The following is a 22,162-nucleotide window of genomic DNA, read 5'->3' on the forward strand; positions in this document are numbered from 1 at the left end:
ACAGGCATTTGCACGGAACGTGAGAACGTGTCGTCCTGATGAGAAGGGAGAAGCTCAAGTGGCAGACCCACAAGAGTAAGAGTACCGAGGCAGGGCACGCGGGCGGAACATCCCGTAGTAGCGTGGAAGTCCCTGTAATGGGGATGGAGCCAAGGGGATGTATTATCCGGTTTTTATCACAAAGAAAACTGCAGGTAAGCCTGCAGGAGGTACTGACATGATTAAGACAAAACCATTTACCATCTCAAAGCACATCGTGCACCAGGCTTACCTGCGTGTAAAACAAAACGGAGGTAGCGCAGGTGTGGATGGGCTAAACCTCGAGGAGTTCGACCAGGACAGCAGAAATCACCTTTACCGGTTATGGAACCGAATGAGCTCGGGAAGCTATATGCCCGCACCCGTCTTACTGGTGGAAATTCCCAAGAGCGGCGGGGGCACCCGTCCACTAGGAATACCCACTGTTACGGATCGTATTGCCCAGATGGTAGTCACCATGACATTGGCACCAGTACTGGAGCCTGTGTTCCATGACGACTCCTATGGGTACAGGCCGGGCAAAAGCGCACTGGAAGCGGTGGGCAAAGCCAGGCAGCGGTGCTGGCGGCAGGACTGGGTTCTGGACCTGGACATCAAAGGCTTCTTCGACAGCATCCCGCACGAGTTGCTCCTAAAAGCAGTGCGCAGGCACACAGACTGCAAATGGGTGCTGCTCTACATCGAGCGGTGGCTCAAAACACCTGTGCAGCAAAGAAACGGCATAACCACAGAAAGGACAAAGGGCACTCCGCAGGGAGCAGTCATCAGTCCGCTGCTGGCCAACCTGTTTCTGCACTACTGCATGGACGAGTGGCTGCGGATAAAGTATCCCGGTTGCCCGTTCGAGCGCTACGCAGACGACTGTGTGATACACTGCAGCACCGAGCAGCAGGCGATAGCGCTTAAAGAAGCACTGGCAGAAAGGCTAAAGGCATGTGGCTTGGAGATGCACCCGGAGAAGACCAAAATTGTTTACTGCAGGGACGAGGACCGACGCAAAAGTTACCCGAACATGTCTTTTGAATTTCTGGGCTATACATTCAGAAGCAGGAAGTCACGGAATAAGCAGGGTAAATATTTTATCGGATTCTTACCGGCAGTTGGCGATAAAGCCAGGAAGGCAATCCGGGAAAGGATAAGGGCATGGAAGTTGACCAGCAGAAGCGGCAGCAGCCTGACAAGGCTGGCCGAGGAAATCAACCCAGTTCTGAAAGGCTGGATTAACTACTACGGACACTTCTACAAATCGGAACTCTATGAGGTATTGAGATATTTGAACCTTGTACTCAAGAGCTGGGCCAGGCAGAAGTATAAGAAACTGCAGGGCCATAAAATCAGAGCAAGCGATTGGCTGGGGAAGGTGGCTAAGGCCATTCCGAACCTGTTTGCGCACTGGCAGCTGGGAGTAAGGCCGTGAAGGTTGGATAATAGGAGCCGTGTAAGGCGAGAGTCTTACGCACGGTTCTGTGAGGGCGTAAGGGGGAGGTTCCCTTGCGCTACTCGACTGAGAGCCTCACCGTGAGTAATTTTGCTCACGGCGGGCTACTCGATTGTAGCTCGTTGTTTTACTTTCTTGATTGCTTTATAAGCTAAGTAGCACACACCCATAACATTAATAAAATTCCAAACATGGATACCTGACACTACGGCTTTGTCAAAACCTGACATACTCTCCCAACTCCAATATTCACCTTTGCTTTCATCATAGAAGTCATCATAGTTCATCAATAGCAGCCCGAAGAAGATGTATACAGCTAAATCAATCAGAATTATTCCGATTCCAATAATGAAGCTTTTAACTGTCAGTAATTTCTTCATCACTTCAACTAATCCAGCCAGTTTAATTTTCTGACATTGGATTCTTTTGGTTTTCTGGTATGCCTTCTCATTTTTTTATCACAAGCTCCGAACTTTACAAAGTTTTTTGAGCTTGAACTAATGATACTCTGTTTGCACCGCCTTCATAATCAGGCTCAGAAAATTGAATCGGGTCATCTTCCCAAAAGCATATCGGACAGATAATGTATTGCAATCGTTCTTCTCCTTCAAAGGTATTATAGCCACAGCAAGGGCAATATTCATCTAACTCGATTTTCATTAACATCTATGCGCTACAACTATTGTATAGCAGGAGTACTACTCCTACTATCTGCACTATGTATGGTGTGGTATTTACCAGCTTGGATCTTTATTTTAAACAGAACGTGCTTGTACCTATACTATACATATTGAAGAGCTAATATAATATTTATCTGTAAATGATCAAGCAGGTTCGCAGTTTTATCCAATATACAAACCGCTGGGTGGCATAGGCACTAAAGGACATCTAGGAGATGCAGTGTAAGCAAATGGCTAATCTGGCAATATAAAACGTGTACTTGCTGCTACGGCTATAGTTATTTGCTGCTGGAGGATAAAAAAAGAACTTGGGCAGCCTTGTAAAAGTAATAGCTATTAGAAATGAATGGCTAAATGCAAAAAGCACCAGCTTCAAATTTGAAACAGGTGCTTTTTCTTTGTGAGCCCCCAGTCGGAATCGAACCAACGACCTACTGATTACAAGTCAGTTGCTCTACCAGCTGAGCTATGGAGGCTTGTACTATTTTGTTTACGAAAGCTGGTGCAGTACAAACACTAGCTTTGGAGATGAGCCCCCAGTCGGAATCGAACCAACGACCTACTGATTACAAGTCAGTTGCTCTACCAGCTGAGCTATGGAGGCTTACTCTTTTTTGGTGTGCTTTATTGTTCTAAAGCGATGCAAAGGTAGGGGCTATTTTTTAATCTGCAAATACAGTTTTCATTTTTTTTGCAGCTTTTGCATAAGCTTTTGAAACTCAATTATAAAATTTTTATGCTCTGAAGGCTCTTAGCTGCCTGTTAAGCGTTTCAATTCTTTTCTGGGCTTCTGCAATGCGACCATCATACTCTGCCCGAAGTTTATCGGCATTTTTAGAACGGGCAAAAAACTCAATGTTTGTTCGCAGCGTCTGGATATCATTTTCCAGTTGCTGAATTTCCCGGCGAACTGCCTGCTCCTTCTGATACAGTTTGTGACCTGCATCCGGGCTTTGCTTCAGCCGGTCTACCTGCAGCTGAAGCAGGATATTATTGCGTTCTTCATTCGAAAGGTCTGGCACCCGCTCCAGGTAACGCTCCAGCAGGGCTGTAAATTTATCCTCAATTTTCGGACTGCTGGTTTTGCTGGTTTTTTCCAGTTCACGCCATTTGTCCAGGAAAGACTCATATTCATTCATCGAACCGGATGCCCTTGGATCAGAAAGCCTGTCTGAAATCTGGTCGCAGATAGCTGCTTTCTCGGCTGAAAGCTTTTCAATTTCTGCGCCACGATGTTGCTCATGTGCCTGCTTACGGTCGAAAAACTCATTACAGGCAGATCGGAAGCGTTGCCAGATTTTATCAGAATGCTTGTCCGGCACTCTGCCAATGGTCTTCCATTTCTTCTGTAGCTGGATAAGCTTTTCTTTCGTTGAATTCCAGTCGGTGCTGTCTTTCAGGCTTTCAGCTTCTTCGCAGAGCTCTATCTTTAAGCGCAGGTTCTGCATTTTCTGCTCGTCCAGGCTTTTGAAGAATTGATTTTTATGCTGAAAGAACCCTTTATAGCTACTCCAGAAAGTCTTATTTATTTCTTCGGCAAATTCTTTCGGAACTAAACCCGCAGCATCCCATTCTTCTTTTATCTTCTGAATTTCATCAGTCTTATCGCGCCAGTCGTTGATGCGATCAGTATTGAAGTTCTGGAAGGCCTGCAAGCGCTCTAAAATGCCGCGCTTCTTATCCAGGTTTGCCAGTTCTACTGTTTTGCGTTCTTCATGATAGGTTCTGCGGCGCTCATGCACTTTTTCTGAAGCCTGAATGAAGCGATCCCATATCTGGTCGCGCTGCTCATTAGGAACAGGGCCAATGCTTTTCCATTCTTCATGCAGGTGGCGCAGCTCCTGTAAAGCCTTATTAATTGATTCTTCTGACGACAGGGCTTCAGCGCGTTCGATCAGGTGCATTTTAGCATCCAGGTTACGTTTGCGGTCAAGCTCCTTCAGCTCAAAGAATATGCTGCGGTTATTGTAAAAAATATCGAGCAAAGCATGGTAAGAGTCCCATAGTTCCTGAGCCTCTCCTGCTGGTACCGGTCCTATAGATTTCCACTCATTCTGCAGCTTTTTCAGTTCGTCGTTGCTGCTCTTGGTTTCTGCCGATTCAACCAGTTGGCGAATAGTGTCCAGTAATTCCTTTTTGCGGTTCAGGTTCCGCTGGCGCTGCTCTTCTGTCTGGCGGCGCTCATGATGTTTGGCCTCCCGATAAGCAGCCAGCAGCCTTTCCAGTTCCTGGTGCTCTTGCGGCGCATGGTAATCAAAATCTTCCTGTGTGCCTCCCTCCTGTTTAAAACGCTCCAGGGCCTCGCCTCGCTCTGCCTGAAATTTAACATCGTACTCCCGCTGAAGTTCGTTAATGGCACGATGCTTTTTGTTGGTGTCGTTGCTTTTCAGTACTGCATTAAGCTGCGCACGCAGCTCTTCTATAGGAAGCGAACTATAATCGATTTGCTCTGCCTCCTCTTCGCCTTCTTCCTCTTCGTGATGGTCGGTAAACGTATTGTTGCGCTGTTCTCCGGCTGCAATCGAAGCCGATTCTGCTGCCATTGCTCCTGTGCCTGTCAGATTATTGTTAGCAGCCTCCCCGCTATCGCCTGGTGTCTCCCCTGCTATTGCCTCCGTAAATATTTCTGTAATGGTAGCCGTAGTAGCCTCCTCTGCTGCTGTTGTAAGCTCAGGTTTAATTTCAGGCTGTTCTTCTTTTGGAACTTCCTGCCCAGAAGATGGCGCTGTTTCATTCTTGCTTTCAATCTCGGCAAGGCGTTTCTCTACAATTTCCTGCGGAGATTCATGCTGGCTCTGATTCTGGTTTACAGCTTCTTGATTCTCAGGCTTGCTTTGCTCAGCTCCAGTGGTGTCCATATTTCGGTTTTCGGTTGTCATGGCGATAGTTTTATTTCGAACGTTGGTACGTTAATTCAGGCGCGGGTCTTCCGGGTAGTTCGATAAGACCTTGTATTTACCTCCCATCTGGCGTAAAATATTGCGCCAGAGGTTATCTGCCTCCAAATTAAATAATTTATTTGTAGCATTGTTATTTACGATCCAAACATTTTTATCAATTTCTTCCTGTAACTGCCCTGCTGTCCAGCCGGAATAGCCTAAAAAGAACTTTACATCTGATGGAGTGATCAGTCCGGCACTTATCATGGTACGAAGCTCTTCAAAATCGCCTCCCCAGTATACATCCTCGCTCAGCTTAACAGCCTGGCTTAAAGTGGCGATCCGGTGCACAAAATGCAGCGTGTTGTACTGCACCGGGCCACCTACTCCCAGTTCAGCGTCAAAGGCTTCGTTGTAGGTTTCCATGACATCAGAGAGCATCAGGTTTGACAGCCTGTTCAGCACCAGTCCAAAAGAACCTCCCTCGTCATCGTGGTTGCATAGCAAAATGACGGTCCGCTCAAAATTAGGATCTCCCATAAAGGGTTCCGATATTAATATACTCCCGCTTTGGGGTTTAGTCAACTTCGTTCCTTCCATCAGTATCTTTAATGCTTTTGTGTTCTGTAAATAGCGCAGCAGCAGGTTTATATCTGCTAAACGTTTGCACTTTCATACATCTTACGCAAAGCATACAATATTGTAACGTATCAAGTTTATATTACCTTAATATAGGCATAATCTGCCACAATATCAATCAGAAAGAGCTTCTAAGTCTGCTGGTACATCAGAAAATAATTTAGCAGCCACAGATAATTTTATAATTTTGGGGAAACCTGGATCTTTTATGGCACTTACACACAACATCGCCAGTATTCGGAAAAACTACAGCATGCAGGCGCTTGATGAGGCTTCTGTAGCCCCAAATCCGATAGAGCAGTTTAATACCTGGCTCGACGAGGCAATTAAAGCCGAAGCTGCTGAACCTACTGCTCTGGTACTCTCCACTGTTAATGCAGCCGGCCGGCCTTCGTCACGGGTAGTTCTGCTGAAGGATGTTTCGGAGCAGGGCTTTACTTTTTTTACGAACTATGAAAGCCGTAAAGGAAGTGAGCTGGCGCAGAACCCTTTTGCTGCCATTACCTTTTTCTGGCCTGTGCTGGAGCGCCAGGTACGTATAGAAGGGCGTGTGGTAAAAGCGGCTGAGGAAGTTTCTGAACACTATTTTCATAGCAGGCCAACCGGGAGCCAGATTGGTGCCTGGGCTTCGCCCCAGAGCCAGGTAATTGCTGGACGGGAAGTACTCGAAGCTTCTGATAAAAAGTTTACCGAGCAGTTTTCCGGTTTAGATGAAATTCCAAGACCCCCGCATTGGGGTGGCTATGTGCTGCAACCTGACCGGCTGGAATTCTGGCAAGGCAGGCAAAACCGCCTGCACGACCGCATCCTGTACGAACTGGAAAACCAGGTCTGGCAATTGAAACGCCTGGCACCCTGATCCTTTAATTCCAAATAACCGGCTTATAAACATTAATTCTAACCCCTAACTTTCCTGAATGGCCGAAATACTCCCTTTCAGAGCCTGGCGCTACAGCAATGAACTAACTCCTGACATGGAGTCCCTTACGTCTCCCCTTTTTGATGTAGTAACGGCCAAACAGCGGGAAGCACTTTATCAGAACCAGCTAAACAGTATCCATTTGTCTGTGCCGCGCGGTAGCTCTCCGGCTGACGATGCTGCCAGACTTTTGCAGCACTGGAAAGACAGCCGTATTATAAAGCAGGACGGCCTGCCGGGCATATACGTTTACTACCAGTATTATCGCTTGCCAGGAAGTACAAAAGAGTACTGCCGCAAGGGCTTTATATGCAATATAAAAACCTACGACTGGAGCGAAGGCATTCTGCTTCGGCATGAAAACACCATTCCAAGCGCAGTAAACGACCGGATTGCACTTCTGGAAAAAACTTTACTGAATTCCAGCCCCACTCATGGCTTATACACCGATCCGGATTTTATACTGGAACAGTACATGGATGAGTGTATACAGTCGCCGCTTTATGAGACGGAGGATTACCAGGGCGTGAGGGATGTGCTGGGAGTGATCCACGACCTGAAGGTGATTCGTTTGTTCCTGGATACGCTTCTCGATAAAAAAATTTTACTGGCAGACGGGCACCACCGCTACGAAGGTTCTTTAGAGTACCGCAAAAAGATGCTGGCCCAACATCCGCACCACACTGGCTTTGAGGCATACAATTACCACATGATGTATCTGACTAACACGGAGTCGGATGATTTACGGATATTGCCAACACACAGGCTTCTCAAGGATATAGCAATGACGGATGAAGCCTTCCTGGAAGAACTCCGTCAGTATTTTGTTGTTACTCCCAAAGAAGATCCGAACGAGTTAAATGAGGTGATTGTTGGAAAGCAATGGGCATTTGGTTTATACCTGAGCGGGAATGCTTACAAGCTGCGCCTCAAGCCGGAGGTTCACCCGCTCATCGATTGGAACTTTCCGCCTGAAGTAAAGGCGCTAGACCTGACGGTGATGCATTATTTTATTTTTGAAAAGATTTTGGGTATCGTTCGCTCAGCACAGCGTAAATATGCTGGTTTGCAGTTCGAACGCAACTTCACAACTTGTATACGCGCAGTAGATACCGGAGAAGCCAGGCTGGCTCTCATCACAAATGAAATTTCGATGGACGAGGTGAAACAAGTGTGCTACAGTGGCAGCCTGATGCCTCAGAAATCAACATTTTTTTACCCGAAGGTGATCTGCGGATTCCTTTTTAGCTCTATTAAAGAAGATGAATTTAACGCGGCCGCTGATTCTTGCCTCTAATTCTCCCAGGCGCAAAGAGCTCCTTTCACAACTGGGCCTTGCTTTTACAATACAGGTAAAAGAAGTTGCAGAAGATTTTCCCCTAACTTTGCAGCGTGAGCAGGTGGCGGAGTTTCTGGCTTCCCATAAAGCAGATGCTTACCGGCTGGATTTAAGTGATGAGGCTCTGATAACTGCTGATACTATTGTGTGCCTTAGCGAACGGATTTTAAATAAGCCTGCTTCTTATGCCGAAGCCTTTGAAATGCTGCAGGCGTTATCCGGCAAAGCGCATGAGGTAATTACTGGAGTGTGTATCCTGACAAGTAAACAAAAAACAGTGTTTCATGATGTGACTAAGGTTTATTTTAAAGCTTTAACTGACGATGAAATAGCGTACTATATCAACACTTGCAAACCCTACGACAAGGCTGGTGCCTATGGTATACAGGAATGGATTGGGATGGTTGGCATAGAGAAAATAGAAGGTTCTTACTTTAACGTAGTGGGGCTACCGGTTCAAAAGCTGTATCAACAGCTGGTTAAATTAAAAATTATCAATTAGAAATGAGAAAGATATGGATAAGGGGAAAGTGCCTGATTTATGAATCAGAATTTCGTATTAACTCACCCTATGTAACTATAGTGTTTCCTCTTATCCGGCTTTAGATTAAAATAACAACATGTCTTTTATTAAATTATACTTAGCTCCTGGTAAAGAGCACTCTTTAAAACGATTTCACCCCTGGGTCTTTTCCGGGGCTATTCGAAAAGCAGACGGTGAGCCCGTTGAAGGCGATATTGTTGAAGTATATTCCAGCAAACGGGAATTTTTGGGTTTAGGCCATTATGCGCCCGGTTCTATTGCAGTGCGCATTTTTTCGTTTGAGCAGGTAGAGCCGGATTATACTTTCTGGAAAAATAAAGTACAGCAAGCCTACGATTACAGAAAGCGTCTCCACCTGATCGGCCATGAGCAAACAGATGTATATCGCCTGCTTTATGCAGAGGGCGATGGAGCACCAGGTTTAATTATTGATGTATACAAAGATACAGCCGTGGTACAGACGCATACTGTTGGCATGTATAATGCCAGGCAAATGGTAGCTCAGGCTTTACAGGAAGTGCTGGGCAGTGCTTTAAAAGCTGTATATGATAAGAGTGCCGAATCCTTGCCTCCCAAAGCATCGGTTAAAGCAGAAAACGGCTATTTGTTCGGTGAATCATCCGGAGGTGTTGTTGTTACAGAAAATGGCAACCAGTTTTTCGTGGACTGGGAAAGCGGCCAGAAAACCGGCTTCTTTATTGACCAGCGGGAGAACCGTGATTTGCTGGCTCGTTATTCCAAAGGTAAATCGGTGCTGAATACTTTTTGTTATACCGGAGGTTTTTCAGTGTATGCCCTGAATGCCGGAGCCAAAGAAGTGCATTCTGTGGATGTTTCTAAAAAAGCAATTGAGCTGACGGTTAAGAATGGAGAGCTGAGCCAGGCTCCTGAACGCCATGAAGCTTTTGCTATGGATACGTTTGAATTTCTGAAGGGCAAAGAGGAACGATATGATGTGATTATCCTGGACCCTCCTGCCTTCGCAAAAAGTCAGAACGTGCGCCATAATGCGCTGATGGGCTACAAGCGCCTGAATGCAGAGGCTATGAAAAAGATTAAACCCGGCGGGATACTCTTTACTTTCTCCTGCTCACAGGTTGTAGATAAGTATCTTTTTAGCAATACAGTAATGGCAGCCGCCATAGAAGCAGGTCGAAGCATCAAAATCATGCACCACTTGTCCCAGCCTGCCGACCACCCCATCTCTATTTTCCATCCCGAAGGAGAATACCTGAAAGGACTGGTACTGATGGTTGACTAAGTTTTGAAGTTAGAGGGTTAAAAAGTAGATCATTGAAGAATGCGATATTTGTTAAATACAGATAACTGACTTTCTCAGCTCTCTAACCCTCTAACTTTTTAACTTCCCAGGCTTTCCTTCAGGTCCTTCGGGATTTCCATCCTAATGCGCCACTCTTTAGGGTAGTAGTTGTTTATTCTGCTCCCTATTTGTTTTGCCCACCCCAGCGGCAATTGCTTGTATTGCAGTAAAACCCAGTCGTTCCCGCCGCTGCCCAGGCTGATGTCTTCTTTGCGGAGGTAGCGCAGGGCATGTTCCAGGTCTAAGTCCACGGTTTTAAAGGCCTTTCGGTTCAGGTGCTGCGAGAGTGCAAGGGCCTGCAAAGGCTTTGTTTTTTTTCCGTTTACCTCGGCTATTTCTGTGCCAGCGTATATAACATACAGCTTCTGATAAATGTCATCAACTGCTTCAAAAATGGCCTGGGGTATAGCCGAAATTACTTCGCCATATTGTAGAATTTCAAAATTATCCGCCTCCACCAGCCAGTTTTCCACCAGCGTTTTTTCTTTTTTTCCTGCTGCTGTCAGCTTATACTTTTTCTTTTTGGCTTTACCTATAGCAGGTTCATGCAAACCTGATTTTCGAACTACTGCCATAAAAAAACCTTCGCCCTTTACCCGGTGAGGGTAAAACCGGTAGCCGTTTATACCATTCTGGTTTGTAGCTACAATGCCCCAGTCCGGATCCAGTGTTAAGGCAAGGCTCTCCAGGTCGTGTTGTTCTGCCAGCCAACTCATATTCTGCTCATTCTCCGACTCGTTCCAGGTGCAGGTACTATAAATTAGAATTCCTCCCGGTTTCAAAGCGTCCCATACATCCATCAGGATGCGCTGCTGCCTTTGCGAGCACAGGTTCACGTTCTCTTCCGACCATTCCTGTGTTGCCTGCGAATCTTTGCGAAACATTCCTTCTCCACTGCAGGGGGCGTCTACCACCATAACGTCGAAAAAGGCAGGAAGCTTACTGAAATCGCGCGGGTCGTTGTTGGTAACCACTACATTGCCGCTTCCCCATTTGGTTATGTTTTCAGCCAGAATATGGGAACGGCTCCGGATTACCTCATTAGAAACTAATAAGCTGTCTTCAGAAAGAAGGCTGGCGATGTGAGTAGACTTACCTCCGGGTGCACCGCACAGATCAAGTACCTGCAAGGGTGCCGTAAGATCTGTTGTTTGTACAAGCGCTTGTTCCAGAAACATAGAACTGGCCTCCTGCACATAATATGCACCTGCATGTATGCTGGGGTCTAAGGTAAACAAGGGCCTTTCCTGAAGATAGAAGCCGGTTTTACTCCAGTTAACAGGTTCCAGACTGGTGGGAATTTCTGCTTTCCGGCGGTTAATACGAATACTTACAGGGGCTGCATCATGTAAAGCCGATTCAAAAGCGGCATATTCCTGATCCAGCATCGACTGCATGCGGGTACTGAAAGATTGAGGTAATTCCATTATGCTGCAAAGGTAGTGCAAAAGTATTACTATCTGTTCTCAACGTAAACTAGCACAGATTTAATTCAGCGGCTCTCTTTTATTTGAAGGTACTCATCTAAAACGGGTTTATCTGCTTCGCACCAGTCGTACGAAGGCAAGGACGATAACTCCGACCATTGGTAGCTGCAGTGCTCTAAGAGTTGTACGGCTCCCTTTACATACTTGCAGATATAAGGAATTAGTAAAATGACTTTATCAGCGTAGGCATGCTCAACGGGAGTTAATCTTTCTAAGGGAGATATCTCTAAATTTAGCTCTTCCTTTATTTCCCTGATCAGGCATGCTTCTTCACTTTCTCCTGGTTCAATTTTGCCACCGGGAAACTCCCACAGATAAGCCTGATCTTTTGCCTGTCCTCTTTGCGTAACCAGCACACGTTCATGTTGTTCTATTATGGCGCAAGTTACTTTTACAATATCCATCAGTATAATTGTTCTTAAATTTTGTCTATATTGCGTTAAACAGGATATATAAATATGTATGTTTAGTAATACACTTTAACCGGGAACAAGGTTGTTTCTGTAATGATTTTTCAAATGCCAGAGCAAGAACTGAAATGTCTTTAAACTCTAATTACAGATATCTTTTTACTTTAAGCTCTTCGGTTGCTTTAAGTACCATGCTCCTTACCCAGGTGCTGACACTCTTGTGTTGGCGCACGCACACTCATATACCGGTAAGCGGATATTACAGTATTACCTCCTGCCTTTTAATCTATAGCTTTGTGCTCGGCTTTTTTATCTGCTGGGTTGCAACACTGATGACGCACGCTGCCTTACGAAGAAAGCAAATCATGCCCTTGCACTGGCATCTTAAAAGCAAAACACTGATTGATCAGCTGCCGGTACAGGTTTTTCCAAGAGCCGTTTTTTTAGGGCTGGCAGGTGTAACAATGGGATTTATAACAATATATTTCCTGAAGCTTTACGCCGTAACATACCTTCATTTTACCGAGCTGATGCTCTTCATGCTTATGTATGCCGGGCTGTCGGGTTTCTCCGCTACGGTTGTCAGTGTTTACAGAAGTTTGGGAGACGGTGCAATTTACAGGAAAGCATCCAAATCAGATCTTTAGATCTTGTTCCACATCTGAACTACCAGGCAGCGTATAAGTTTTTGTCTTGTAGCGTATTATTTAAGGCTGCAGCCAGTATTTATTTCAGCTTTTCTTTTAAGATTTCAAACTCTACGGCAGGCGAAATTTTTTCGTACAGGATAAGGTATACAGCAGTTGTAATGGGCATGTCTACCTGCAGTTTTTTATTCAGCTCATAAATACTCTGAACTGCAAAATAACCTTCTGCCACCATGTTCATTTCAATCTGTGCTGATTTTACCGTATACCCCCTGCCAATCATATTGCCGAAGGTCCTGTTTCTGCTGAACTGGGAATAAGCTGTAACCAATAAATCTCCCAGGTAGGCTGAGCCGCTCAACTCACGGTGCATTGGCATAATCAGGTGCAGGAAACGCTTGATTTCCTGCATGGCATTCGAAACAAGTACCGCCTGGAAGTTATCGCCATAATTCAGTCCCCGGGCTATACCGCATGCCAGTGCAATGATATTCTTTATTACAGCACAATACTCAATGCCATCCAGATCGTCCAGCGGGTTTGCCTTTACATAGCGGTTGTTGAGCAGCTCGCAGAAGCGCCCTGCCGTCTGTATATCATGAGAACCAATGGTCAGGTAAGACTGCTTTTCCAGTGCCACTTCTTCGGCGTGGCATGGTCCGGCTATGACCAGCTGGTGGCTGTTTGGCACATGATATTCGCGCTCCAGGTATTCAGTGATCAGGATATTTTGTTTGGGAATCATTCCCTTGATGGCAGAAACCACCACCTTGCCCTCGAAAGCATATTCCGATAAATCAGCAAGTGCCAGCTGCACAAATGCAGCTGGCACGGCCAGTATTATCCAATCAGCAACTTCCACAACAGCTTTCATGTCGTTAGAAGGCTTCACATAATGTAGGTCAAACTGAACACCGCTTAGGTAGCGCGGGTTGTGTTTATAATGAATAAGGTGTTGCACATCGTCTCTGTTGCGCATCCACCAGTGTACCTGAGACTGGTTTTCGGAAAGAATTTTTACAATGGCTGTTGCCCAGCTGCCTCCTCCTATAACTGCTACTTTTTCCAAATTTTATTTTCAATTGAAACCTGCGCTATTGCGGGCTTTCTGCTGCAATAGCTGATTTATCTAACGTTTTAGAGTCTTTTACAGCTACTTTAGCGCCATCTTTTAAAGTAGTAGATACTGCCCTGAACGGACCTGACACTACCTGCTGCCCCTCGTTAATACCGCTAAGTATTTCGATATTATCAAAATCGCTGATACCTGTTTTAACCTTTACTGTTGTTACTACATTTTCTGCCTTATCGTATACAAACACAACTTCTTCAGCTGGTGTAGCTGCAGCTGCCTGCGCCTGATCTCCCTGCTGTGCCGAAGCATTATTCTGGTCGCCTGGCTGTTCACCTGCGGCAGGAGTTGTAGTACCGCCCTGGTTTGTGCGGGTTGTAACGGCAGACAAAGGTACAGATAAAACATTACTTTTTCGCTCGGTAATAATATCTACCGAAGCTGTCATACCTGGCCGGAAAGGACGTTGGTTCTTCTGTGATAAATGCGTATAGGAGTCGTTGAGCAAACGGATGCGCACTTCAAACTCTGTTACGGCTTCCAATGAAGTGGCGTCTTTTGCTGTGTTAGCGATAGCGGTTACCACACCTTTAAACTTTTCGTCTTTGCTGGCATAAGAGTCCACTTCCACAATTACAGAGTCGCCCATGCCTACACGAATGATGTCGTTTTCATTCACGTTTACGCGAACTTCCATGTTGTTCAGGTTTGCAATACGCATAATCTCAGTACCGGCCATCTGCGAAGTACCAACTACACGCTCGCCCTGCTCCACATTCAGTTTAGAAACTGTACCGCTAACAGGTGCATAAATGGTTGTTTTGTTCAGGTTCTCACGCGCATCTTTTAAAGAGGCAAGCGCATTTTGTACGCTGAATTCCGCAGCACGTACACTCTGCTCCAGGCTAACAATTTCCTGCTTTCCTGCCTGATAGTTGGCTTCAATCTGCTGAAAATCGGCTTCAGAAATAACTTTCTGCTGAAAAAGCTGCCTGTTTCGTTCATAGTTCTGCTCTACCTGTACCTGGTTCGCTTTCGCCTGAGCCAGGCGGGCTTTCGCCTGCGACAAGTTTGCCCGTGTCTGGTTTACGCCTGCCTGTTGCGCATCCACCATCGACTGGTAATTGTCAGGTCGAATTCGTAAGAGCAGCTGTCCTTTCACAACCGAGTCGCCTTCTTCTACATTCAGTTCTATAATTTCACCGGAAACATCGGGGCTTATCTTCACCTCAGTTTCAGGCTGTATTTTACCTGAAGCACTTACTTTTTCAACTATCTCTACTCGTTTAGCTTCTGATAAGACAACTTCTGTGCCTTCGTCTTTGCCAACCCAACCTGCCTTTTTAGCGACTACACCCAGAACGAGTATTAATACCAGTACACCGATCAGAATTGGAATGAGTCTTGATTTCTTTCTAGCCATGATTTATTATAATGAAAGTTCTTTGCCTTGATAAAAGTCTAGTACTTTAAGTTTGAAGGTATACTCGTATTTAGCCTGAAGTAAGCTCGACTGAGCAGAGCGGTATGTGTTAGCGATAACATTAAAATCAACAGCATTGATTACGCCACTGTTGAGACGCAATTCAGCGTTTCTGAAGTTCTTCTCAGAAGCATTTACCTGCTCCTTCGCAGCTACATAACGGCGTTGAGCCGCAACAGCATCTACATACGCCTGCTCAATGGTTTGTCTTAAGTTATTGCGTGCAATATCCGCATTTACACGTGCGTTTTCTCTTGCTATTTGAGCTCTGGCAACGCCAGTTCTAACCTGAAGTCCGTTAAAGATCGGAATTTGAAGTGACACACCAACTTGTTGGTTGATGTTATCTTTTAATTGATCTATGAAAGGGTAATCACCATAGACAGGGGTTACCTGTAGACTAGGTACGTATACTGTAGTACCTGTGCCGGTTCCATCGGCATTAGGAAAGAACTCCTGCCGTAAATATCCGAAATTTGTTGTCTCTCTACCTGTTAAGAATTGACTAGCGCTGGAATACCTGCTTCCCAAGCCTGCAAAGATACTTAATCTAGGATAATAAGCCCCTCTTGCCACGTCTACTCCAATTTCTGAGCTTCTTGATCTGAGATCTACTGCTTTTATAGCTGGCAATGTTTGTTCAGCAATTTCGAAAACTTGATTTCCGTCTACTAATACCGGAGCCTGATCAGGATCAGGAATAGCCGGAATCTCAATCTCAAAATTTTCAGTAGTCGGGATATTTAACAACTGCATCAGGGACAGGCGAGCTACATCACGTTGATTCTGCGCAGTGATGAGATTCAGTTCATCAGTAGCAAATTGCGATTCAAGATCAAGCACTGCATTCTCTGCAACACTGCCCGCTCTGAATAAGGTTCTTGTTCGTTCTAGTTGCTGCTGTGTCAGAGAGCGTTGAAGTTCAGATGTTTTCATCAACTCATTTGCGAAAAGAATATTCAAATAAGCTGTTACCACTTGAATAGTCACATCATTCTGTGCTGATAAATATTCTTGTTCGCTTGCCTGAAGAAGCAGCCTGTTTTGTTTTATAGCATTCGTTTGCTGAAATCCGGCGAAAAGGGGTAAGTTCGCGCTTAAAGAAAAATTACCTGTTTGAGCGCTTTGTGTAAGAAGGCTAAATGTTACCGGATCTTGAAATGAACCTGAATTTGATCCAAAGCTTCCACTGGCACTTATGTTTGGTAAGCGCCCGAATAGAGATTGGGTTAACTCCGCTTGATTTAAATTTCGGTTTAATCCGTTTTGTTTTACCTGCAGGTTATTTGCTTTTGCATAATTAACAGCTTCTAATAATGACCAGGCGCCGTCATTACCATTTGTTGCTTGTGTTTGTTGTTGAGCCGAAACCCCCGAAGAGGCTGCAAGAGAAAGTCCAAGAGCGAGCAGCAGTATTTTGTTAGGCACTTTTTTCATAGTGTTATTTAATATTATAGGTCGATATTTGGGATGTAGATGATGTTTTTTATCCAGCTCAACTGCCTGAGATACTCCAGCGTAATAGGTTTTATTCCTGAATCCATTTCTAAAAATTGTCTTGCAAGTTCATTTTTACCTTTCCTCGACACACTCATGGTAGCAATGTTGCAGTCGTCGTGCGCTACAACAGAAGCTATAAAGGCAATGCTTCCTTTTACATCGTCTGCGTCTATAATGAGTGTGTGCTGGTTCGCAGAAAAGTTGGCAGTAAATCCATCTACTTCCACAATCTTGATAACACCGCCGCCCCTGCTTTGCCCTACAACTTCTACAGACCGGTCTCCCGCCTGAAGATTTAGTTTGATTGTATTCGGGTGCATGGTGGAGGCATTGCCAACAGATTTGAAGGTATATTGCAGCCCTCGCTCCTTTGCGTGAACAAAAGCATCTTTTATGCGCTTGTCATCTGTTTTAAAATCAAGTAAACCTGCTACTATAGCCCTGTCGCTGCCATGACCTTCATAGGTTCGGGCAAAAGAGTTATAAAATGTTATAGTTGCCTTCTCTGGTGCTGCCCCCAGCACCCGGATAGCAGCTCTCGCTATCCTCACCACGCCAGCCGTATGCGAACTGGATGGTCCGATCATCACGGGTCCGATCATATCAAATACACTACTTTTTTCAGCCATGTATGCAAGTTGCAGTGTAATATCGTAAAACCCAAATTTAACAATTCTGCGTCAGTATCGCATGTTATCCAGCCTAAATATGGTTTATTTAGACTAACTGCCCTTTTTGATCTACGAAACTGATTTTAAGCCGCACCAAGCTGCCTGTATCTTCTCTTTCGCTATGATGCAGATTTGCTCCATGCGGTTGCCTGTGCCACAGCTTAGGTAAATAATAAAGCAATTGTGGCGGCTAAAGAGGCTTAAAGTCTTATTCTTTTGCTTTATTTGCACTGTTTTTAAGGATTCTCACCTATAACACTTGAAAATGAGCCAAGATTTTAAACCAGAAGTACTGGAACAATTAAGGAGGCTGGAACAAAAGTATGTCCCGCTCGGGCAGGATTTGGCAGCTTATCTGGAAGGCTTATACCATACCGACTTTCTAAACTACTGGGATTATATTCATCTCGATACGCTGCTGAGTCTGCAGAACCCAAGAACAACGATACCTGATGAGAACATCTTTATCATGTATCATCAGATAACGGAACTATACTTTAAGCTTTGCCTCGAAGAATTCAGGCAGATAGGTGAAGATAAGGCTATTACGGTAGAGATGTTGCTCAAACGCTTGAAGCGTATAAACCGCTACTTCGAAAACCTGATAGATTCTTTTGATGTGATGGTGGATGGCATGGATGCAAAGCAGTTTCTGCAGTTCAGGATGGCTTTAATGCCCGCCAGCGGCTTTCAATCGGTGCAGTACCGCATGATCGAGATTGCATCTACAGACCTGCGAAACCTGATGGCGAAAGACAAACGCGCTGCCTTAGGTTTACAAAGTACCCATGAGGAAATGATAGGCTGTATTTATTGGAAGGAAGGAGCGACAGAAATGGCCTCCGGTTCCAAAACATTAACGCTGCTCCGCTTCGAAGAGAAGTATACGGATCAGTTGATCCTGTTTGCCAAAAAGTATGAGCAGATGAATGTATGGTCTGTTTACAAACGATTGCCTCAGGAAGATCAGCAGAACCCCCGCCTGATCAGGATGCTGCGTGAACTGGATAGCAATGTGAACGTAAACTGGCCGCTTATGCACTATAAGTCTGCAGTTCGCTACCTGCAGCGCGATCCGGATGTGATTGCCGCAACCGGTGGCACTAACTGGCAAAAGTACCTGCCTCCCCGCTTCCAGAAGCGCGTATTTTACCCGGAGCTTTGGTCGCAGGAAGAACACGATAACTGGGGAAAAGGTTGGGTAGAAAAAATCCTGAACGGTGATTTTTAAACGTGAAAAATTAATAAGTAGAAAATTCTTCCATGTGCTGATGTGCGAATGAATTTGTCTGCTGAATAAAGTGTTATGAAGCTTTAAAAATCTTCCCAGTAAACTGGGGTTCTCAGTTTACTGGGAAGAGTGAATAGATGATTACTTGTTTTTAAATATCAGAGGTCTGAAATCCAGCTTCTGAAGAATAGTATCTTAAGTTTAAGGTTAACTACCTTACCTGCAGTAAATGAGAAAGAAAGAAATTGAACTGGTGGTTTCGCCAGAAGTGGGCTACGATGCCCTGTTGCTTGAAAATGAGATCTTAAAGAGCGCTAGTGTAAAACCTGAAGATGTTAAATTCATTCACCGGGTAAAGCGCTCTATTGATGCCCGTGGCCGCCAGGTCCAGCTGCGTGTTCGGGCCGATGTTTATCTGGATAGTCCTCCTGCCGATATTCTTGGTCCTGCTTATACGTATCCTGATGTTACCGGAAAGAAACAGGTAATTATTGTGGGAGCCGGGCCAGCCGGGTTGTTTGCTGCCCTGCGATGTATTGAACTGGGCTTAAAGCCTGTTGTGCTGGAACGTGGCAAAGATGTTCGTAGCCGCCGCCGCGATCTGGCGGCCATCAACAAAGAACATACTGTTAACCCTGACTCTAACTATTGTTTCGGTGAAGGTGGTGCCGGTACCTATTCCGATGGAAAGCTATATACCCGTTCCAAGAAACGCGGTGACGTGCAGCGTGTGCTCCAGATCCTGGTGCAACATGGTGCCACTCCCGATATTCTTTTTGATGCGCATCCGCATATAGGTACAAACAAGCTGCCTAAAATTATTGAGAACATACGGGAAACAGTACGCTCAGCCGGTGGTGAGGTGCTTTTCGACAAAAGAGTCTCTGATTTTATAGTTGAAAACGGTGAAATGCGCGGGGTCGTAACGCAGGATGGACAGGAATACTCCGGAGAGGCTGTAATTTTGGCAACCGGCCACAGCGCCCGCGATATTTTTGAGCTGCTGCATGCCAGCAACATTACCGTTGAAGCTAAGCCTTTTGCCATGGGGGTCCGCGTAGAGCATCAGCAAAGTTTGATTGATCGTATTCAATATCACTGTGACGATCGCGGACCTTATTTACCTGCCTCTTCTTATGCACTGGTACAGCAAACTGTTTATAACAACAGGCAACGTGGTATTTTCTCTTTCTGTATGTGCCCTGGCGGCTTTATTGTGCCTTCAGCAACGGCACCCGGCGAAGTGGTGGTAAATGGCATGTCGCCTAGCCGCCGCGATTCACGATTTGCCAATTCCGGTATAGTGGTGGCAATAGAGCTGGAAGACATGGAACTGCAGAAGTACGGTGCTTTAGCCGGATTGCGAATGCAGCAGGCGCTCGAACAAAAAGCATGCGCTATGGCTGGTGGCACCCAGGTGGCTCCTGCCCAGTTGCTACAGGATTTTACCCGTAAAAAGGCCAGTGGGGCACTCTTGGAAACGTCTTACCAGCCAGGTCTGGCCTCTGTAGATATGAATGAGCTGTTCTCAGCAGATATGTCCTATCGTTTACGTGAAGGTTTTAAAGGCTTTGGCAATAAAATGAGGGGCTATCTTTCAAACGAAGCGCAGATTATTGGTGTAGAAAGCAGAACTTCTTCACCTGTTCGTATTCCACGCGATAAAGAAACCCTGGAGCATGTTCAGGTAAAGAGACTTTTCCCTTGTGGCGAAGGAGCAGGCTATGCCGGTGGTATCGTTTCTGCCGCCATGGATGGCGAAAGATGCGCTGAAAAAGCAGCAGTAAAAGCTGGCTTGATGTTCAGGTAAGGCTATTATTAAGTGGTTATATCTACTTAAAAGTGAGCCGGATATAGGTTTTGCATTGCCAGTTTTCCCAACTTTTTAGATGAACCGGCTGTACAATAGGTATATACTTGTTTGATCTGAAATAAAAAAGGATATGAAAAAGACAGTTGTTGTTGGTGCCACTGATAATCCAAGCCGTTATGCCTATAGAGCAGTACACAAGCTGAAGCAAAATGGCTATGAAGTAGTACCGGTAGGATTGCGGAAAGGAGAAGTGGCAGGTATAGAGATGAAAAATGACTTGTCTGAAACAGAAGAAGATGTTGATACGGTAACGCTGTATGTAGGACCTAAGAATCAGCCTTACTGGTACGATTATATTCTTGCTCTCAAGCCTAAAAGAATCATCTTTAACCCTGGCACTGAAAACCGTGAGTTAGAACGGCTCGCTGCTGAAAATAATATAGAGGCCTTGCATCATTGCACACTGGTTATGTTGGCTTCCGGTACTTATTAAAAAAATATTTTTTTTGTGTAACCTCTTTGAAAGGGGTTCGTTATAAGAAAATATAACAGGCAGATGGCATTGTTGTCTATGTTTGTTCACTTAACAAAATAGGGACTTCTGTGTAAGAGGTCCCTATTTTTATGTCTTTTCCTGCTTATACGGCACCTGCCCTCCCGCATCCTTATAAATTTCCTGCCAACCAAAAAGCTTGTGCTGAGTTTCTATAGTTCCGTAAAGTACATGAATATATAAGTTTAAATGGTAGAGGTTCATGTGTTACTTCAACTTTGAATAAGTATAGTACCTGCCTAGTATTCAGATATATTAAATGTAGGTACATTTATTTTTAGGTTTTGTTGTAACTTGCCTTCTTGTTTCATAGCCGCGATTATTATGATGAACACTACCCTGGCCAACAGGTATTCTAAAACGACTTATCGAGTAGCAGTAGGAAGTATGTTTTTCCTGCAGGGACTTTGCTTTGCCAGTTGGGGTTCGCGCATACCAAGTATACAGGAGAAGCTGCAGTTATCTGAAACAGCATTGGGCATGGTCCTTTTTTCGTTGCCAATTGGATTAATGTTGTCCTTACCATTCTCCGGCTGGTTAATTGCGAAAGTCGGCAGCCGGATTGTTGTCATTACTTCTCTCCTGCTTTATAGTATTTTTCTTTTCTCTATTGGTCTTGCCAACCATGTAGCTGTTCTATGTGCAATTCTGTTTGTGTTTGGCTTTGCTGCCAATGCCGTAAATATTGCCGTTAATACACAGGCTGTTGGTGTGGAGGCGATCTATAACAAACCTATCATGGCTACTTTCCATGGTTTCTGGAGCCTCGCTGGTTTTTTTGGTGCTGCCATTGGCACCCTGATGATTGGCCTTGAAATGCAGCCTTACCAGCATTTTTTCCTGATTATGTTGTTAACGATAGCTGGTGTTTTTGTTGCTTCTCGCTTTATCCTGACAGAAGATGTGAAAACAGGCGAAGATCAGCCTGTTTTTGCCATGCCCGATAAATCTTTGCTGAACTTAGGCCTGATCGCCTTTTGTGCCATGATATGTGAGGGAGCTATGTTTGATTGGAGTGGTGTTTACTTCCGGAAGGTAATATTAGCTGAAAAAGCCATGATAGGCGCAGGTTATACCGCATTTATGAGCACCATGGCATCCGGTAGATTTGTAGCGGACAGCCTTACGGCCAGGTTTGGCTTAAAAAGAATTCTGCAAGGTAGTGGTGTTTTAATAGCTCTGGGATTAATGATTGCCGTTGTTTTCCCTTATTTTATTTCGTCCATTATTGGTTTCTTTTTTGTTGGTGCCGGTGTTTCTTCTGTCGTACCCCTCGTGTACAGTGCCGCCGGCAAATCAAAAGCAATGTCACCCGGTGTAGCTTTAGCGGCTGTGTCATCTATTAGTTTCCTGGGTTTTCTTTTAGGACCTCCTCTGATTGGTTTGGTAGCTGGTGCCACAAGCCTTCGTATTTCCTTCACCATCATCGCAATAATGGGATTCTTTGTCACCATCATCGCTTCACGCACGAAAGCTTTGTAAATACTTCCTGTGTTT

Annotated in this window: 20 protein-coding genes and 2 tRNA genes; 10 read left to right on the forward strand and 12 right to left on the reverse strand. The window is 45.1% G+C overall.

The window, feature by feature from the left end; translation table 11 throughout:
- The first annotated feature begins 217 nt into the window (after nucleotides 1-217).
- The gene (ltrA, locus tag C1N53_RS05810) at nucleotides 218-1,456 is read left to right on the forward strand and encodes a group II intron reverse transcriptase/maturase (RefSeq protein WP_137757598.1); all 1,239 of its coding nucleotides are present in this window, start codon (nucleotides 218-220) and stop codon (nucleotides 1,454-1,456) included.
- 125 nt (nucleotides 1,457-1,581) lie between these two features.
- On the opposite strand, the gene C1N53_RS05815 is transcribed toward ltrA, so the two are convergent.
- The 6 genes from C1N53_RS05815 to C1N53_RS05840 all read right to left on the reverse strand — a co-directional run bounded on the left by C1N53_RS05815 (nucleotide 1,582) and on the right by C1N53_RS05840 (nucleotide 5,636).
- Nucleotides 1,582-1,857: a hypothetical protein gene (locus C1N53_RS05815; RefSeq protein WP_137758413.1), complete on the reverse strand. Its 276-nt coding sequence runs from the start codon at nucleotides 1,855-1,857 to the stop codon at nucleotides 1,582-1,584.
- A 94-nt stretch (nucleotides 1,858-1,951) separates the two neighbouring features.
- Nucleotides 1,952-2,137, reverse strand: a complete 186-nt coding sequence (locus C1N53_RS05820; protein ID WP_206077619.1) for a CPCC family cysteine-rich protein — start codon at nucleotides 2,135-2,137, stop codon at nucleotides 1,952-1,954.
- A gap of 423 nt (nucleotides 2,138-2,560) precedes the next feature.
- Nucleotides 2,561-2,633 (reverse strand) — tRNA-Thr (locus C1N53_RS05825).
- A gap of 55 nt (nucleotides 2,634-2,688) precedes the next feature.
- Nucleotides 2,689-2,761, reverse strand: a tRNA-Thr gene (locus C1N53_RS05830).
- A 130-nt stretch (nucleotides 2,762-2,891) separates the two neighbouring features.
- Nucleotides 2,892-5,036: a DUF349 domain-containing protein gene (locus C1N53_RS05835; protein WP_137758414.1), complete on the reverse strand. Its 2,145-nt coding sequence runs from the start codon at nucleotides 5,034-5,036 to the stop codon at nucleotides 2,892-2,894.
- A 30-nt stretch (nucleotides 5,037-5,066) separates the two neighbouring features.
- The gene (locus C1N53_RS05840) at nucleotides 5,067-5,636 is read right to left on the reverse strand and encodes a YqgE/AlgH family protein (RefSeq protein WP_137758415.1); all 570 of its coding nucleotides are present in this window, start codon (nucleotides 5,634-5,636) and stop codon (nucleotides 5,067-5,069) included.
- A 247-nt stretch (nucleotides 5,637-5,883) separates the two neighbouring features.
- Here C1N53_RS05840 and pdxH point away from each other — a divergent pair, with 247 nt between their 5' ends.
- The 4 genes from pdxH (at nucleotide 5,884) to C1N53_RS05860 (ending at nucleotide 9,738) form a co-directional block, all read left to right on the forward strand.
- A complete protein-coding gene (gene pdxH / locus C1N53_RS05845; RefSeq protein WP_137758416.1) occupies nucleotides 5,884-6,534 on the forward strand; it encodes a pyridoxamine 5'-phosphate oxidase in 651 nt (216 codons plus the stop codon).
- A gap of 58 nt (nucleotides 6,535-6,592) precedes the next feature.
- The gene (locus C1N53_RS05850) at nucleotides 6,593-7,891 is read left to right on the forward strand and encodes a DUF1015 domain-containing protein (RefSeq protein WP_137758417.1); all 1,299 of its coding nucleotides are present in this window, start codon (nucleotides 6,593-6,595) and stop codon (nucleotides 7,889-7,891) included.
- A complete protein-coding gene (locus tag C1N53_RS05855) occupies nucleotides 7,857-8,435 on the forward strand; it encodes a Maf family nucleotide pyrophosphatase (protein ID WP_137758418.1) in 579 nt (192 codons plus the stop codon). Before C1N53_RS05850 ends, C1N53_RS05855 begins: the two co-directional genes overlap by 35 nt.
- Nucleotides 8,436-8,553: 118 nt before the next feature.
- The gene (locus C1N53_RS05860; RefSeq protein WP_137758419.1) at nucleotides 8,554-9,738 is read left to right on the forward strand and encodes a class I SAM-dependent rRNA methyltransferase; all 1,185 of its coding nucleotides are present in this window, start codon (nucleotides 8,554-8,556) and stop codon (nucleotides 9,736-9,738) included.
- A gap of 98 nt (nucleotides 9,739-9,836) precedes the next feature.
- On the opposite strand, the gene C1N53_RS05865 is transcribed toward C1N53_RS05860, so the two are convergent.
- Together C1N53_RS05865 and C1N53_RS05870 are read right to left on the reverse strand one after the other, a co-directional pair.
- A complete protein-coding gene (locus C1N53_RS05865) occupies nucleotides 9,837-11,225 on the reverse strand; it encodes an rRNA methyltransferase (RefSeq protein WP_137758420.1) in 1,389 nt (462 codons plus the stop codon).
- A 65-nt stretch (nucleotides 11,226-11,290) separates the two neighbouring features.
- The gene (locus C1N53_RS05870; RefSeq protein WP_137758421.1) at nucleotides 11,291-11,689 is read right to left on the reverse strand and encodes a (deoxy)nucleoside triphosphate pyrophosphohydrolase; all 399 of its coding nucleotides are present in this window, start codon (nucleotides 11,687-11,689) and stop codon (nucleotides 11,291-11,293) included.
- Between the two features lie 371 nt (nucleotides 11,690-12,060).
- On the opposite strand from C1N53_RS05870, the gene C1N53_RS05875 reads away from it, so the two are divergent.
- Entirely contained in the window at nucleotides 12,061-12,342 is a 282-nt protein-coding gene (locus C1N53_RS05875) for a hypothetical protein (protein ID WP_137758422.1), read from the forward strand.
- A 79-nt stretch (nucleotides 12,343-12,421) separates the two neighbouring features.
- On the opposite strand, the gene C1N53_RS05880 is transcribed toward C1N53_RS05875, so the two are convergent.
- From C1N53_RS05880 to sdaAB, 4 genes are read right to left on the reverse strand one after another with little or no spacing between them, the layout of a single operon-like run.
- The gene (locus tag C1N53_RS05880) at nucleotides 12,422-13,411 is read right to left on the reverse strand and encodes an NAD(P)H-dependent glycerol-3-phosphate dehydrogenase (RefSeq protein WP_137758423.1); all 990 of its coding nucleotides are present in this window, start codon (nucleotides 13,409-13,411) and stop codon (nucleotides 12,422-12,424) included.
- Between the two features lie 25 nt (nucleotides 13,412-13,436).
- The gene (locus C1N53_RS05885; RefSeq protein WP_137758424.1) at nucleotides 13,437-14,837 is read right to left on the reverse strand and encodes an efflux RND transporter periplasmic adaptor subunit; all 1,401 of its coding nucleotides are present in this window, start codon (nucleotides 14,835-14,837) and stop codon (nucleotides 13,437-13,439) included.
- Nucleotides 14,838-14,843: 6 nt separating this feature from the next.
- Nucleotides 14,844-16,334, reverse strand: a complete 1,491-nt coding sequence (locus C1N53_RS05890) for a TolC family protein (RefSeq protein WP_137758425.1) — start codon at nucleotides 16,332-16,334, stop codon at nucleotides 14,844-14,846.
- Nucleotides 16,335-16,348: 14 nt separating this feature from the next.
- On the reverse strand, nucleotides 16,349-17,026 hold the full coding sequence (gene sdaAB / locus C1N53_RS05895; protein ID WP_137758426.1) for an L-serine ammonia-lyase, iron-sulfur-dependent subunit beta: 678 nt from the start codon (nucleotides 17,024-17,026) through the stop codon (nucleotides 16,349-16,351).
- Nucleotides 17,027-17,333: 307 nt separating this feature from the next.
- On the opposite strand from sdaAB, the gene C1N53_RS05900 reads away from it, so the two are divergent.
- From C1N53_RS05900 to C1N53_RS05915, 4 genes are all read left to right on the forward strand, one after another.
- Entirely contained in the window at nucleotides 17,334-18,299 is a 966-nt protein-coding gene (locus tag C1N53_RS05900; RefSeq protein ID WP_137758427.1) for a tryptophan 2,3-dioxygenase family protein, read from the forward strand.
- 229 nt (nucleotides 18,300-18,528) lie between these two features.
- Complete coding sequence (locus tag C1N53_RS05905) at nucleotides 18,529-20,109, forward strand: NAD(P)/FAD-dependent oxidoreductase (protein ID WP_137758428.1); 1,581 nt, start codon at nucleotides 18,529-18,531, stop codon at nucleotides 20,107-20,109.
- 133 nt (nucleotides 20,110-20,242) lie between these two features.
- Entirely contained in the window at nucleotides 20,243-20,605 is a 363-nt protein-coding gene (locus C1N53_RS05910; protein ID WP_137758429.1) for a CoA-binding protein, read from the forward strand.
- Nucleotides 20,606-20,989: 384 nt separating this feature from the next.
- Nucleotides 20,990-22,147: an MFS transporter gene (locus C1N53_RS05915; protein WP_240773402.1), complete on the forward strand. Its 1,158-nt coding sequence runs from the start codon at nucleotides 20,990-20,992 to the stop codon at nucleotides 22,145-22,147.
- Nucleotides 22,148-22,162: the final 15 nt, after the last annotated feature.

It is taken from the genome of Pontibacter sp. SGAir0037, assembly GCF_005491705.1.
In the GTDB taxonomy this organism is placed as follows: Bacteria; Bacteroidota; Bacteroidia; order Cytophagales; family Hymenobacteraceae; genus Pontibacter.